Source organism: Clostridium sp. (genome assembly GCF_047718555.1).
GTDB lineage: Bacteria > Bacillota > Clostridia > Clostridiales > Clostridiaceae > Clostridium_I.
This window is the reverse complement of sequence record NZ_JBDNRK010000002.1, coordinates 21,279-36,906: the sequence shown is the minus strand read 5'-3', so window position 1 is coordinate 36,906 and position 15,628 is coordinate 21,279. Positions and strand designations below refer to the sequence as shown.

The following is a 15,628-nucleotide window of genomic DNA, read 5'->3' as shown; positions in this document are numbered from 1 at the left end:
TATTATGATATGTCATGGAAAAAATATAAAAATATTTACAGGTAATTCAAATCCTGATTTGGCAAAGAGTATTGCAGATATATTAGGAATTAAAGTAGGAGATTCTAAGGTAAGTAAATTTAGCAATGGGGAAACTTACGTTGATATTAATGAAACCGTAAGAGGGGCAGATGTATTTGTGGTACAGACTCTTTGTGAACCTGTTAATGACAGTCTTATGGAACTTTTAATTATGCTGGACGCTCTTAAGAGGGCATCAGCAGGAAGAATAACTGCCGTTATACCACATTATGCTTATGCAAGACAGGACAGAAAAGCAAAGGCAAGACAGCCAATAACAGCAAAGCTTGTAGCCGATCTTATACATACAGCAGGTGCAGACAGAGTGCTTACAATGGATCTGCATGCAGCACAAATTCAAGGATTTTTTGATATACCTGTTGATCATTTAGAAGGTGCACCAATTTTGGCTAAATATTTTAAAGAATTGGACTTTAATAAGGATGAATTAGTTGCAGTATCACCTGATATAGGTGGAGTGAAGAGAACTAGAAAATTTGCAGAAAGACTTGAAGTTCCAATAGCTATAGTTGATAAGAGAAGACCAAAACCAAATGTATCAGAGGTATTGAGCGTTATTGGTAATATAGATGGAAAAAAAGTTATATTAGTAGATGATATGATAGATACAGCCGGTTCAATTACCAATGCAGCAGATGCACTTACAAATTTGGGGGCAAAAGAGATATATGCTTGCTGTACTCACGGAGTATTGTCAGGGCCTGCAATGGAGAGAATTGAAAAATCCAGTCTTAAAGAGGTAGTAGTATTAGATACAATACCTGTTGATGAGGAAAATTGCAGCAATAAGATAAAAATTTTATCTGTAGCAAATATTTTTGCGGAAGCCATAAGAAGAATATATGAGGATGTTTCAGTAAGTAAAATATTTGATGAAGCAATAGATAAAAATTAATATAAATTATGTAAGGCATTTGAAAATAAATAATAAGTTAAAGATGAGAGTATATTAACTGGTTGTTTATTTACGATGTCCAAATCAATAGAAGTAAAACATCGCAATCTACAATTTAGTTTTGCGATGTTTTACTATATTTTAAATTATAATTAATAATTTGTAACATTCATGATTAAATCAAATAAATATGATAAATTATAATTACTATGGTAATAGTAATACCTATAGGAGGTATAAGAATGGAAGGAACATTAGGAACAATTTTAATTATTGATGATGATGAAAACATAGCAGATATAATAAAAATATATCTTGAAAGCTCAGGGTACAGTACAAGGCTGTGTTATGACGGAAAAGAAGCTATAGATGCTTTTATAGAATGCAAACCAGATTTGGTGCTTTTAGATATAATGCTGCCTCATGTAGATGGTATAGATGTTTTGAAGGCCATAAGAAAGGAATATGAAACTCCTGTAATTATGCTTACAGCTAAAGGAGAGACCTTTGATAAGGTTTTGGGGCTTGAGCTTGGAGCTGATGATTATATTGTTAAACCTTTTGAAGCTAAAGAACTCATAGCAAGAGTAAAAGCGGTATTGAGAAGATATAATACGGATAATAGAGGCAAAGAAAAATTAAGCTTTGATGGTTTATTAATAGATATAAATTCTTATTCTGTTGTATATAATGGAGAAGAGATAAAGATGCCGCCAAAGGAATTTGAATTATTATATTATCTCGCAAACAATAGAAATAGAGTATTTACAAGGGAACAGCTTTTATGTGAAGTATGGGGATATGACTACCCAGGAGATTCAAGAACTGTAGATGTGCATGTTAAAAGGTTAAGAGAGAAGCTTCAAGGAGGATCGAATTGGCAAATTCAAACAGTATGGGGTGTTGGATATAAATTTGAGGTGAAGTAGTGTATGAAAAAGGGACTATTTTCTCAGATGATAGCAACATATACTATTATCATAGCTATAAGTTTCATTATTGTTTCAGGACTTTTGTCTGTTTGGTTTGAATCCTACTATTTTCAACAAAGAGAGGATGAACTTTCTAGAGGGGCTGCACTTATAAAACCTGTAGCAATAAATTACATGCAGGGTGGTATGTCCTATGATTTCCTAAACGATACACTGCAGAATCTTGAACACTATTTTAATGCAAATATACTTTTAATAGGGAAATATGGTTACGTCTATGCAGTTTCTAATGAAACTAATGCCAAATTACTTGATAAACAAATAATTTTAAATGGTGATATTGAACAGCTTAGGAAAGGAAATATTATTGCTAGAAAAGACGTATATGGAGATACCTTCAATGTACCTGTACATACATATATCGTTCCAATTTCAGATAATAGTAATGGCTTTGAAGGGGCTATAATGATGAATACCTCTTTGTCTGAAATAAAGAGACCCCTTATAAAAGTATACTATATAATTTGGGTATTGGCCACGTTTGCCATAATAATAGCCTGTATTGTTATATATCACCTTTCACAGAAAATTATTGTTAATCCCCTTGGTAAAATAAACTATGCAGCTAGAAAAATAGCTAATGGAGATATAGAAAAAAGAGTTGAAATTAAATCAGAGGATGAAATCGGAGAGCTGGCAAATTCTTTTAACTATATGGCAGATTCTATAACTAAGATTGAAAAAAATAGAAGAGAATTTATTTCAAACGTTTCCCATGAAATAAGATCTCCAATAACTTCTATTAAGGGATTTATTGGAGGAATATTGGATGGAGTCATACCAGCAGAAAAAGAAAAATATTATCTATCTTTGGCCTATGATGAAACTCAGCGATTAACGAGACTTGTAAATGACCTATTGGATTTATCAGCTATAGAATCTGGGCAGTTAACTCTGAATATAACTAAACTTAATATTAACGAGATAATAAGGCGTACAGTTATAAAGTTTGAGCCTAAAATAAACGAAAAGAAATTAGTAGTAGATGTATATTTTGACAAAGATGATTCCTATGCAATGGGAGATATGGACAGAATAATGCAAGTTGTGACAAATTTGATTGATAATGCTGTTAAATATGTAGTAAATGAGGGAAAGATTAGCATTGCAACAAAAATAAAGGGAGATAAGATTTTTATTTCAATTTACAATGAAAGCAAGCCTTTATCAGAAGATGCTTTAAAGCACATTTGGGATAGGTTTTACAAAAAAGATAAATCTAGAACCTCTAAAGTTAGCACAGGACTTGGATTACCTATAGTTCAAAGCATACTTACTCAGCATGGAGAAGATATATGGGTAAAAAATATTAAAGATACCGGAGTTGAATTTACATTTACATTGACAAAGGCAAATAATTAATCGTTATTTAATTTTATATAGTGGGAGGTGTTACTTTGAAAGATGATAGTAGAATTGTTAAAGATGTGGAATGGCATGAAATAGAAACAAAGAAAGATGATTTTGGAGGAAAAATAAAATTTAGAAAAAAGAACCATAATCGTATATTTGTTAAAATTTGTAAAGGAGTAATCTTTGTTTTGATCGCCGCTCTTTCAGGTGGAATAACTGGAGGCTACATCTCAAGTAAAAAATATAATAGTGCAATAGAGAATAATAATTCTTCCTTTTTTCAAAGTAACAAGGCTTCTACAGGTGTTAATAATATTTCCCAAAATCCTATTACTAGAGTAGCTGAAACTGTAAGTCAGAGTGTTGTAGGGATAAATAACAGTAACGATAATACTTTGAATGGTGAAAATAGCTATAGTGGGTCAGGAATAATTTTTAAGTCTGATGGTTATATTGTAACAAATTATCATGTTATTAAAGGCACAAGCAAGCATCTTGTTAAACTGTCTAATGGAAAAAATTCTAAGCCCTTCAATGCAACAGTTGTAGGGTATGATGCTATGTCCGATTTGGCTGTTATTAAGGTTGATGCACCTAATTTACCAGCGGCAGTTTTTGGAGACTCATCTAAAGTGCAGGTAGGTGATACAGCTATTGCTATAGGAAATCCTTTGGGAAATGAATTTTCAGGGTCTGTTACAGCGGGTATTATAAGTGCTGTAAATAGAAAAATAGGAATACAGGATTCTTCAACCGGGGTTACTACAACTTACAATTTGCTTCAAACAGATGCAGCTATAAACCAAGGAAATAGTGGTGGAGCTCTTTGCAATGAAAGTGGGGAAGTTATAGGTATAAATAGTTTTAAAATAGGTGCTGATGAAAATGTAGAGGGAATGGGATTTGCTATATCTATAAATGATGCAAAAAAGATAATAAATTCCATAATAAAAAATGGAAGAGTAATAAGACCTGATCTAGGTATCATTCCTGAGGATTATGTATCAGAAGATAGAAAGACAAAAGGTGTGCTTGTGAAGCAAATTAAAAATGATGCCGGAGCACAGGAATCAGGTATAAAAGCTAATGACATAATAGTAGAATTTGATAGTGTAAAAATACAATCTAAAAATGAACTTCAAGATATTGTTAATAGGCATAAAGTAGGGGATTCTGTTCCATGTAAAGTACTTAGACAGGGAAAAATAATTAGATTTAATGTTAAATTATTGGAAAGACCTGTTTTCGACAATTGATGATTATTAGTGAAATCTATAGGAATTTTACTTAAGTGAAGATTTAATGATATCTTACTATGGTTATTAATATGTTCTAAGAAGTATAATAAAAGCAGCCAGTTATGGAATGTAAAAATATTTAGCAGTAATTTAATATTTACTGCTGATTTTTATTTTAGTAAATATTTAGTATAATGTATTTAGATATTTTTAAGTTATTATTTTTTATCCGATGACTATCCACTCTGATAATCCCATCGCACTCTGTGAAAGCGATTCACAGAAAATCAAAGATTTTTGTTCTCTGTTTTTCGTAAAGTGGGAGTAAAGAGTGGATACGTACCTGGATAACGATTTCTAAGTATTACAAACCGATACTTAGAACTCTGTTTATATGTATTATATTGTGATAAAATTAAGGAGGAAGTAATATAAAGTGTATCTAATAGTTGGGCTGGGCAATCCTGGTAAAGAATATGAGAAAACAAGACATAATGTGGGGTTTGATGTTTTAGATCTGATGTGTGATAAGTATAATATTAACATGAACAGGACAAAATTTAAAGGAGTGTATGGAGAAGGAAAATTAGAACAAGAAAAAGTGATTTTTTTAAAGCCTACTACTTTTATGAACTTAAGCGGAGAGAGTGTTAAAGAGGCTTGTGATTTTTATAAGATACAAAGTGAAAATGTAATAATAATATATGATGATATTAGTCTTGAGGTTGGAAGAATGAGAATAAGAAAAAGCGGCAGTGCTGGTGGTCACAACGGTATAAAAAATATAATATTAAATCTTTCCACAGATGTATTTCCGAGAGTGAAAGTTGGAGTTGGTGAACCTAAAGGAGATCTAATAAGTCATGTCCTTGGAAGATTTAATAATGATGACAGAGCAGAAGCTGAAAAAGTATTTAGTGCAGTAATTGATGCGGTAGAGTGCATAATAACAAAAGGTATCTGCGAGGCCATGAATAATTTTAATGGTCTCAAGGTTTAGTAATTAAGAGGTGTTAGTATGAGGTTTAGGGGGCTTATTCAGCCTTTAAGAGAAAGTAGAGAATTTATAAATGTAATACATAATATAAATAAAAATAAGTTCCCAATTGGAATAACAGGATTATCTGAGTCCGCAAGAAGTTATTTTATTTACAGCGTATATGAAGAAATGAATGCTCCTTTTGTTGTTGTAACAGATAATGATATGGAGGCAAAAAAGCTACATGAGGATTTATCTTTATATTTGTCAAATGTGTATTATTTTCCAACTAAAGATGTAGTTTTTTATAATGTGGATGCAATTTCTGGTGATTTAAGATGGGAAAGAATAAAAATCATAAAAGAGATGCTTCTAAAGGGAAGAAAGATAATAGTAACTTCAATTGAAGCTTTTTCATCCTATTATTCCCCTGTAGACTTGTATAAGAAATATACATTTAATATTGGTCTTGGGGATACTATCGATTTGGAAAAATTCGGTAGAGAACTCATTTTATCGGGTTATGAAAGAGTAGAAACTGTAGATAGTAAAGGGCAGTTTTCCATAAGAGGAGGTATATTTGATATATTTCCGCCTATATCTAATATGCCTTATAGGATTGAATTTTTTGGAGATGAAATTGAATCCATAAGAACTTTTAATACAGGATCTCAGAGGAGTATTGAAAAAGTAACTAAAGTGGATATATTTCCAGCAAAAGAAATTATCTTAGAGGAAAGTAATATTGAACGCGGATATGATTTAATAAAACAAGAACTTTCTGTAGTAATAGAAAATATTAAAGAAAAAAAAGATAAAGAAGCTGAAGAAAGAATAATTGGTATAATAAATAGGAATCTAGAAACATTAAGAGAAACTTCAACCTTTGAGACTATAGATAGCTTTTTACCATTTTTTTACGATAAGCCATCTACATTTTTTGACTTTATTCAGAATTCAATAATAATAATTGCAGATGATTTAAGATGTAAAGGTAAGTTAAACAGTGTATTTTTTGAATTTCAGGAAAATTATAAAGCTTTTCTTGAGAGAGGAGACATATTACCAAGGCAAGGTGAACTCCTTTTTCCAGAAGAAGAAATTTATGAGGTGCTAAATAGCAGTAAAATAATTAATATAACTGGTATTGAAAAATCTAAAGGCTTTCTTAAAAATACCTATGATGAAAATTTTAGAGAAATTACCTTAAGTAATTTTGGTGGAGTTCTCGAATTACTTATAAATGAAATTAAGGATAAAAAAGATAAGGGATACAAAACAGTTATATTATGTGGAAGTAAACCTAGAGGAGAAAGATTAGTAAATACACTTAGAGATAGAGGTATAGAGAGCAGTTACAGAGATGAAATACAAAGTATACAATTTGGAGAGATTATTATTACTTTTGGGAGTCTTAACAAAAGTTTTGAATGTCCAGATTTGAAGCTTTGCATTATTTCAGACAAAGAAATTTTTGGTGAATCAAAAAGAAAGTCGAAAAAGAAAATTCAAAAAGGTGTAAGTAAGATAAAGAGCTTCGCTGAGCTGAAGCCAGGAGATTATATAGTTCATGTTAATCATGGAATAGGTGTATACAAGGGAATAAAACAGCTTGAAGTTGAAGGACATAAAAAAGACTACTTAGAACTAACTTACACTGGTGATGATAAATTATTTGTTCCAGTGGAACAACTTGATTTAGTACAAAAATATATAGGTAGTGATGGGAATTCTCCAAAGGTAAATAAGCTTGGTGGTAATGAATGGACTAAAGCTAAAAACAAAGTTAAAAAATCAATTAATGAGATTGCCGAGGAACTGGTTAAGTTGTATGCAATAAGGTCTACTTTAAATGGATACACTTATTCAAAAGATACTGTCTGGCAAAAACAATTTGAAGATGAGTTTCCCTATGATGAAACTCCAGACCAACTAAGTGCCATAGAAGATATAAAGCATGATATGGAAATTGGTAAAGTTATGGATAGGCTTTTGTGTGGTGATGTGGGCTATGGTAAGACAGAAGTTGCAGTTAGAACAGCTTTTAAAGCAGTAATGGATGGAAAACAGGTAGCGTTTTTAGTTCCTACTACTATACTTGCAGAACAACATTATACAAATTTTAAAAAAAGATTTTCTGATTTTCCTGTAAAAATAGACATGATAAGTAGATTTAGAACCTCTGCTCAGCAAAAGGCTACAATAAAAGCTTTAAAAGAGGGGAATGTAGATGTACTTATTGGTACTCACAGAATACTGCAAAAGGATGTTCAGTTTAAGGATCTTGGACTTTTAATTGTAGATGAAGAACAACGATTTGGAGTAACACATAAAGAAAAAATTAAAAATCTGAAGAAGAACATAGATGTATTAACATTGACAGCTACACCTATACCTAGAACCCTTCATATGTCACTTACGGGGGTAAGAGATATAAGTGTAATGGAAACACCTCCAGAAGAGAGATATCCAGTGCAAACCTATGTAGTAGAATATAATGATCAACTTATAAGAGATGCCGTTATGAGAGAGCTTAATAGAGGTGGACAGGTGTTTTTTGTATATAATAGAGTGGAAACTATAAATGATATGGCATCAAAATTGACAAAATTAATTCCAGAAGCTAAGGTAGCGGTGGCACATGGGCAGATGACAGAAAGAGAATTGGAAACAGAAATGCTGGGCTTTATGAATAAGGAATATGATATACTTTTATGTACTACCATAATTGAAACTGGCATTGATATTCAGAATGTTAACACAATGATTATATATGATGCAGATAAGATGGGATTATCTCAGCTCTATCAGCTTAGGGGTAGAGTGGGAAGAACAAACAGGATAGCCTATGCTTATTTTACATATAGAAAGGATAGAATATTAACAGAAATAGCAGAAAAGAGACTAAAAGCAATAAAGGAATTCACAGAGCTTGGTTCAGGTTTTAAAATTGCCATGCGAGATTTGGAGATAAGAGGAGCAGGTAATATGATGGGATCAGCTCAACACGGACATATGGCGTCAATTGGATATGATTTATATTGCAGGATGCTTGAGGATGCTATAAAGCAGTATAAAGGTGATGTAGATAAAGAACCTATTGAAACTTCTATCGAACTCAAAATAGATGCATATATACCAGATTCTTACATAGAAAACGAGGTACAAAAAATAGAAATTTATAAGAAAATTGCATCTATTGAATCAAAGGATGAATTCTTTGAAATACAGGAAGAACTAGAAGATAGATATTCGGATATACCTATTTCTGTTTCTAATTTAATGCATATTGCTTATATCAAATCATTAGCAAAAAAAGTTGGTATTATTGATATTAAGGATAAAAAGGACTTTATAGACTTTAAGTTTTATGATAAAAATAGAATTACTGATAATTTGGTGAAAAATTTGATTAAAGATTATAATAGAAGTATAGTTTTTAAATTAGAAGATAAACCTATAATTGTATATAATTTAAGGAATTCAAAACGAGAAAATCTATTAATTAATTTGACTGAATTGCTAGAATATATAATATCTATAGTTGAAACAAAATAAATTTATGATAAAATTAAAATCGTATGATAAAATAAAAACTAGGGGGAATAAATTTTGAAGAACATAAAGAAAATAGTGTCTTTTGCAATTGTTGGAATGCTTGCTGCAGCAATAAGTGGTTGTAATATGATAGCAAAGACGCAGCAAGGTATTTTAAATAGTACAGTGGCGCAAGTAAATAATGAAAAGATAACTAGAGGTCAACTAGAGGACAGTTGGCAGATGAAAAGCCTTATAAGTCAGATTAAGCAGCAATATGGTAATAACTACACCAGTAATGATCAGGCAATACAAGCGTTAAAGCAACAAAAGCAAACTATCTTAGATCAAATGGTTACAGAAACTTTGTTCCTTCAAAAGGGAAAGGAATTAAAACTTATTCCTTCTGATTCTGAGTTACAATCTGAAGTTACTAAGCAGTATGATTCTGCAAAGTCTCAGTACAAAACTGATGCTGAATGGAAGACTGCCCTAAGTCAGAATGGTTTTACTGAACAATCCTTAAAAGATGAAATAAAAAGAGAAATAACACTTAATAAAGTTAGTGATTATATAACTAAAAATGTAAAAGTAACAGATAAGCAAATTCAAGATTATTACAATGCAAATCAAACTCAATTTACTACTCAGCCTAATAAGATACATCTTGCTCATATATTGGTAAAGACAGAAGACGAGGCAAAGCAGGTAAAAGCCAGAATAGACAAAGGTGAGGATTTCGCAAAGGTAGCAAAGGAAGTATCTACTGACACAGGGAGTAAAGACAATGGTGGAGACTTAGGAGATGTAGAAGAGGCAAATTCAGGACTTGACCCTACATTTTTAAAGGCTGGAATGGCACTAAAGCCTGGGGAAGTATCACAACCGGTTCAAACTCAGTTTGGATGGCATGTAATAAAATGTATTACTAAGACAGAATATCCTGTTAAAAAACTTGATGAAGTAAAATCCGACATACAGAATAATTTGTTAAATACAGCTAAACAGTCTGAGGTACAAAAGACTACAGATACCTGGAAAAAAGCAGCAAAAATCAAACAATATCCTAATAATCTAGAATAATGGCGCTATTTTCACATGTTTTAAATGAATAAGATTTATTAACAAATCATATTTTGAATTGAGATATAGTATATTATTAATAAAAGTAAAAAGGTTATCCTCTGCAGTTGGGATAGCCTTTTTATTTTTATTAGCGAATATTGACAATGTTAAGATTAGATAAATTAATTAACTATAGGTAAAATTTTAAAATTTAAGGGATTATAAAGAATAGTTTTTGTAAATATAAGTCTATTTTAGTACTACAGTAAAAAGTATGCATAAAATTTTATACTTGGTAGGATACTATAAATGTAAAAATATTTACAATAAACAGGAGGGAAGATAGTATGAAAGCAACTGGTATTGTTAGACGTATAGATGATCTAGGAAGAGTTGTAATACCAAAAGAGATAAGGAGAACTTTAAGAATTAGAGAAGGAGATCCTCTTGAAATATTTACTGACAGAGAAGGAGGAGTAATATTAAAGAAATATTCACCAATCGGTGAATTAAGTGATTTCTCAAAAGAGTATGCAGAATCCTTAAATGCTTCCAGTGGACATATAGTTCTCATATCCGATAAAGATAGTATTATTTCTGTGAGTGGTGGGGTGAAAAAAGAGTATTTAGAAAAACGTGTAAGTGATGAGCTGGAAAAGGTTATGGATGATAGAAAACTTGTTAATATCAATAACAATGATAATAAAGCAATACCTTTAATAGAAGATGAAGATACTGAGGGAAAATATTCTGCACAAATAATCTCACCTATTATAGCAGAAGGAGATTCTATTGGAGCGGTAATTATAATGTCTAAGGAAGATGGAGTAACTTTTAGTCAGATAGAAGAAAAATTGGGAGAGACAGCTTCTTTGTTTTTGGGGAAGCAAATGGAACAATAGTGTTATTGTACTAGTTATAATAAATTTTAAAAGCTAAAGATTACATATGGTATCAGAAATAAATCACTGGTTTATTTTTTAGTTATTTATTTACGATGCATATAAAATCATATAAAAAGTAATAATACCTCCAAACTATAAATATTAATATCTTATAGGAATTTTGGAGGTATTGTATATTATGAGAAAGCAATCGCTTATTAGAGGAACTGTTATTTTGGGTATGGCAGGTATTTTAGCTAAATTTTTGGGGATATTTTTTAGATGGCCTCTTATAATGTTAATAGGTGATGAAGGTATAGGATATTATCAAATGTCATATCCTATGTACATGTTTTTTATAGCCACTGCGTCGGGGATACCTGTAGCTATTTCAAAAATGGTTTCTGAGAGAAATGCATTAGGGGATAAAGATGGAGCAATTTTAGTACTTAGAAAAGCTCTTATTCTTATGATTATCATTGGAGGGGGATTTACAGCCTTTATTTTGATATTTAGTGGTAAATTAATAATTTTTTTGAATTGGGATAGGAAATCCTATTACTCATTAATTGCTATTGCTTTTGCACCACTATTTATATCTATAGTAAGTGCATTTAGGGGATTTTTTCAAGGTATGCAAAATATGAATCCCACAGCCATATCTCAAATATTTGAACAATTAGGAAGAGTAATGGTTGGAGTTGGACTTGCATATGTATTATTACCCAGAGGAATAGAATATTCTGCAGGTGGCGCTGCTTTTGGAGCAGTGGCTGGAGCCGTAGCAGCTGGAATATATTTAATAGGTAAATATATTAATGTTCGAAAGGAATTTAAAATTGTTGAACATAAAAAAAACTATGAAATAATGACTAAATTATTATATATAGCAATTCCTATTTCTCTTGGATCAGCAGTAAGTAGTATAATGGGATTACTTGATTCTATAATTGTTCCTCAGAAACTCATTATGGCAGGATTTAACTACAAAGAGGCAACTATACTTTATGGACAACTTACTGGTAAAGCATTTGTATTAGTTAATGTACCATTAACATTATCTATAGCTCTATGTGCATCACTAGTACCAATAATATCAGAAGCATATATATTAAACAGGAGGCAGGAAGTTATACATAAACTTCATCTAGCTATAAAAGTATCTATGGTTATTGCAATACCATCTTTATGTGGATTATTTTTTATGGCCAGGCCTGTATTAAATTTAATATTTCCAGGTCACGGAGATGGATATTTAATTTTAAAATACTTAAGTATTTGTATACCATTCATAGTGCTTGCTCAAACTGGTACTGCCCTATTACAGGGTGTTGGAAAATATTTTTATCCTGTAATAAACTTGTTTTTCGGATGTATTGTTAAAGTTACTATAACTTTATTTTTAGTTCAAGTGCCTGAAATAAATATATACGGAGCGGTAATAGGAACTATATTTGGATATATGACAGCAGCTGTACTTAATATAAGACTTGTTAAAAAATACTTAAATGTAAAAATTAATTTTTATGATAGCATAATAAAACCAGCTTATGCATCTATAATTATGGTAATTGCAGTTGTATTTATTTATTCAAATGTCTATAATAATACAATGAGTAATAGTATGGCTTGTTTTGTGGCTATATTTTTAGGTGTTATTATATATTTGATTTTAATATTGTTGTTTGGAATATTTAGTTACAGTCAAATAAAGAGGAGAATAGGTAGAAGGCATTTATAGCTTCAATTCGTAATTGTGAGAAAGGACGAAGTAAAAAACAGTGGAAAGTTAAGAGTTGAAAGTTGAGAGTGATGGATATTTTTCCTCCGTTACACTATGGAAAAATTAAAAAAATAATTCCAAAGCTTTTTTCCCAGCATAGCTGAGAAAAAAGCATCATTAACTATTAATTCTTAATTCATAACTCTTAACTGATTTTGAACTAGCCACTGTCCACTATCAACTTTCAACTAGGAAAAGTGTTTTGCACTTTTCTTATATTGTCAATGAAGTTACAATAGCGGAAATATATATAAGGGAGATATGCATATGATTAATATAGTGGGTTTGGGTCCAGGATCTTTAGAATCACTGACTATGGGTGCAGTACAAGTATTAAAGCAAAATAACAACATATTTTTAAGGACAATAAAGCATCCTACAGTTAAATTTTTAAAGGATGAGGGAATTAATTTTTTAACCTATGATGGTAAATATGAGCAGGCTGAAAATTTTGATGAAGTATATAGTTCTATTGCGGAAGATTTATTAGAGCAGCATAAGTTGTTAGGAAATATTGTCTACGCTGTACCAGGTCATCCATTAGTAGCTGAAAAATCAGTTGATATCTTATTAAAGCTTTGTAAGGAGAGAAAAATACAAGTTAATGTATTACCAGCTGTAAGTTTTATCGATGCTGTAATGGAGGCCCTAGAGATAGATCCAATAGAGGGAATTAAGGTAATAGATGCCTTTGATATAAAGAATCAAATTATGGATAAGAGAATAGGAACTATAATAACTCAGGTTTATAATAATTTTATAGCATCTGAGGTAAAACTTGCTTTGCTGGATTATTATAGCGATGATACTGAAATTTATTTTGTAAGATCAGCAGGAATAAAAAATGATGAAAGTATAAGGAAAATATTGTTGTATGAACTTGATCGTCAGCAAGATATAGATTATCTTACATCTATATATGTACCAAAAGATTTGAATAATAATAAAGATTTTTATGATTTGGTAAATATTGTAGATATTTTAAGGGGAGAAAATGGATGCCCTTGGGATAAAAAGCAAAATCATGATTCCATAAAAAGGGATCTTATAGAAGAGAGCTATGAAGTGTTGGAAGCTATAGATAAAAAGGATGAAAATATGATAGTGGAAGAACTTGGAGATGTTCTCTTCCAAATTATATTTCACTCACAGATAGGAAAAGAAGAGGACTATTTTAATGTGAATGATGTGATTGAAGGTATATGTAATAAAATGATTGATAGACATCCGCATATATTTGGTAATGAAATTGCAGATACTTCAGAGGCAGTTATTGATAGATGGGATCAAATCAAAATGAAAGAGCAAAATCTAACTAGTCATACAGATGAATTAAAACATATAGCAAAAAATTTACCAGCACTTATAAGAGCAGAGAAAGTACAGAAAAAGGCAGCTAAAATTGGATTTGATTGGGAGAAAGTCGAAGAGGCTATGGATAAGGTTTTAGAAGAATTAAATGAAGTAAAAGATGTATATAAAGGCAGTAATAGGGATAAAATATTAGAAGAAGTGGGCGATTTAGCATTTAGTGTAGTAAATGTTTCAAGATTCCTTGACATTGACCCTGAAAATGCTTTAAATTATACTATAGATAAATTCATTAGACGCTTTGAATTCATTGAAATAAAGGCAAAGGAAATGGATATTGCTCTAGAGGATATGACACTTAGCGAAATGAATAAATTATGGAATAAGTCAAAATCTTTAAAAATCTAATAAATATATGTTAATTATTTATTAAAAAGAAGGAATTTTGCAATTTATGAAGAATATGCTATTAAGTTGATGTATATTCTTAATTTTAAGGAGGTAACAAAAGTGAATAAGGCAGAATTAATCACAAGTATAGCTGAAAAAAGTAATTTAACAAAAAAAGATGCAGAAATAGCTCTAAAAGGATTCATAGAAAGTATTGAAGAGGCTCTTGAAAAAGGTGAGAAGGTTCAATTAGTTGGATTCGGTACATTTGAAACAAGAGAAAGAGCTGAAAGAAAAGGAAGAAATCCAAGATCTAAAGAAGAGATAACTATACCTGCTTCAACAGTTCCAGTATTTAAAGCTGGAAAAGAATTTAAGGACAGAGTAAATAAATAATTTGTTTAATTTTATTCCAAAGCCTGGATTTTATCCAGGTTTTTTGCTATTTATAGATTAAATTTTAATTATAAAGAGGATTTTAGGAGGAATTTTTATGAGATTAGATAAGTACCTGAAGGTATCAAGAATAATAAAAAGAAGAACGGTGGCAAAAGAAGCCTGTGAAAGTGGCAGGGTTTTTATAAATGGAAAGGTAGCAAAACCAAGTTCAGAAGTAAGTGAAGAAGATATTATAGAGATTAAGTATTCTGAAAGAGTGCTAAAAGCAAAAATAATAAATATTTCAAATCATGTTCTTAAAGAAAATGCAAATCAAATGTATGAAATTATTTCAGGTGAGGAAGATAATTAATTTCTAAGTTAATTAATATGAGTGTATAAAGTAATATAACTTTCTTGTTTTACATATATATTTATAAGTGGAATAGGAGGGAAAAGTATGGAAGTAAAAGTTGAAGATAAAAAAAGTAATTTAGTGCTTGAAAATAGAAAAAAATTATCCATTACAGGTGTAAATGAAGTAGTCAGTTTTAATGACGAAATTATAATATTAAATACTAATTTGGGGGCACTTACAATAAAAGGTAATGAGCTGAAGATGAATAAGTTAGATGTACAAAATGGGGATATGAAAATTACCGGATCAATAAATTCCTTTGCATATACAGGAAATCAAAGTAGAAAAAATAATGAAAGCATAATAGCTAGGCTATTTAGGTGA

The 15,628-nt window shown here is 30.6% G+C and carries 13 protein-coding genes; all 13 read left to right on the top strand.

The genetic code is table 11. The features are described from left to right. Positions 1 to 4 precede the first annotated feature (4 nt). The 13 genes from ABF633_RS00925 (at position 5) to yabP (ending at position 15,628) form a co-directional block, all read left to right on the top strand. On the top strand, positions 5 to 976 hold the full coding sequence (locus ABF633_RS00925; RefSeq protein WP_415521100.1) for a ribose-phosphate diphosphokinase: 972 nt from the start codon (positions 5 to 7) through the stop codon (positions 974 to 976). A 242-nt stretch (positions 977 to 1,218) separates the two neighbouring features. Continuing rightward, a complete protein-coding gene (locus tag ABF633_RS00920; protein ID WP_415521098.1) occupies positions 1,219 to 1,905 on the top strand; it encodes a response regulator in 687 nt (228 codons plus the stop codon). Positions 1,906 to 1,908: 3 nt separating this feature from the next. Then, complete coding sequence (locus ABF633_RS00915; protein ID WP_415521096.1) at positions 1,909 to 3,330, top strand: ATP-binding protein; 1,422 nt, start codon at positions 1,909 to 1,911, stop codon at positions 3,328 to 3,330. Positions 3,331 to 3,365: 35 nt separating this feature from the next. Beyond that, a complete protein-coding gene (locus ABF633_RS00910; RefSeq protein WP_415521094.1) occupies positions 3,366 to 4,577 on the top strand; it encodes a S1C family serine protease in 1,212 nt (403 codons plus the stop codon). 418 nt (positions 4,578 to 4,995) lie between these two features. Next, positions 4,996 to 5,559, top strand: a complete 564-nt coding sequence (gene pth / locus ABF633_RS00905; protein ID WP_415521092.1) for an aminoacyl-tRNA hydrolase — start codon at positions 4,996 to 4,998, stop codon at positions 5,557 to 5,559. A gap of 18 nt (positions 5,560 to 5,577) precedes the next feature. Further along, on the top strand, positions 5,578 to 9,096 hold the full coding sequence (gene mfd, locus ABF633_RS00900; RefSeq protein ID WP_415521090.1) for a transcription-repair coupling factor: 3,519 nt from the start codon (positions 5,578 to 5,580) through the stop codon (positions 9,094 to 9,096). 54 nt (positions 9,097 to 9,150) lie between these two features. Continuing rightward, positions 9,151 to 10,158, top strand: coding sequence for a peptidylprolyl isomerase (locus tag ABF633_RS00895; protein ID WP_415521088.1), 1,008 nt, complete (start codon positions 9,151 to 9,153; stop codon positions 10,156 to 10,158). Between the two features lie 329 nt (positions 10,159 to 10,487). Continuing rightward, positions 10,488 to 11,042 (top strand): stage V sporulation protein T, encoded by a 555-nt coding sequence (gene spoVT, locus ABF633_RS00890; protein WP_415521086.1) that lies wholly within the window; start codon positions 10,488 to 10,490, stop codon positions 11,040 to 11,042. Between the two features lie 181 nt (positions 11,043 to 11,223). Further along, a complete protein-coding gene (locus ABF633_RS00885; protein WP_415521084.1) occupies positions 11,224 to 12,765 on the top strand; it encodes a putative polysaccharide biosynthesis protein in 1,542 nt (513 codons plus the stop codon). A gap of 309 nt (positions 12,766 to 13,074) precedes the next feature. Continuing rightward, complete coding sequence (gene mazG / locus ABF633_RS00880; protein ID WP_415521082.1) at positions 13,075 to 14,526, top strand: nucleoside triphosphate pyrophosphohydrolase; 1,452 nt, start codon at positions 13,075 to 13,077, stop codon at positions 14,524 to 14,526. A gap of 3 nt (positions 14,527 to 14,529) precedes the next feature. Next, positions 14,530 to 14,904, top strand: a complete 375-nt coding sequence (locus ABF633_RS00875) for an HU family DNA-binding protein (RefSeq protein ID WP_415521329.1) — start codon at positions 14,530 to 14,532, stop codon at positions 14,902 to 14,904. A 97-nt stretch (positions 14,905 to 15,001) separates the two neighbouring features. After that, positions 15,002 to 15,259, top strand: a complete 258-nt coding sequence (locus ABF633_RS00870) for an RNA-binding S4 domain-containing protein (protein WP_415521080.1) — start codon at positions 15,002 to 15,004, stop codon at positions 15,257 to 15,259. Positions 15,260 to 15,346: 87 nt separating this feature from the next. Beyond that, positions 15,347 to 15,628 carry a sporulation protein YabP gene (gene yabP, locus ABF633_RS00865; protein ID WP_415521078.1) on the top strand — a complete coding sequence of 94 codons (282 nt, stop codon included), beginning with the start codon at positions 15,347 to 15,349 and terminating at the stop codon, positions 15,626 to 15,628.

What these genes read in the sequence shown, in the direction of transcription:
- ABF633_RS00915 (WP_415521096.1), top strand. Translation starts at nt 1,909, where the DNA reads ATGAAAAAGGGACTATTTTCTCAGATGATAGCAACATATACTATTATC.
- mfd (WP_415521090.1), top strand. Translation starts at nt 5,578, where the DNA reads ATGAGGTTTAGGGGGCTTATTCAGCCTTTAAGAGAAAGTAGAGAATTT.
- yabP (WP_415521078.1), top strand. Translation starts at nt 15,347, where the DNA reads ATGGAAGTAAAAGTTGAAGATAAAAAAAGTAATTTAGTGCTTGAAAAT.
- ABF633_RS00925 (WP_415521100.1), top strand. Translation starts at nt 5, where the DNA reads ATGATATGTCATGGAAAAAATATAAAAATATTTACAGGTAATTCAAAT.
- spoVT (WP_415521086.1), top strand. Translation starts at nt 10,488, where the DNA reads ATGAAAGCAACTGGTATTGTTAGACGTATAGATGATCTAGGAAGAGTT.
- ABF633_RS00870 (WP_415521080.1), top strand. Translation starts at nt 15,002, where the DNA reads ATGAGATTAGATAAGTACCTGAAGGTATCAAGAATAATAAAAAGAAGA.
- ABF633_RS00920 (WP_415521098.1), top strand. Translation starts at nt 1,219, where the DNA reads ATGGAAGGAACATTAGGAACAATTTTAATTATTGATGATGATGAAAAC.
- ABF633_RS00885 (WP_415521084.1), top strand. Translation starts at nt 11,224, where the DNA reads ATGAGAAAGCAATCGCTTATTAGAGGAACTGTTATTTTGGGTATGGCA.
- mazG (WP_415521082.1), top strand. Translation starts at nt 13,075, where the DNA reads ATGATTAATATAGTGGGTTTGGGTCCAGGATCTTTAGAATCACTGACT.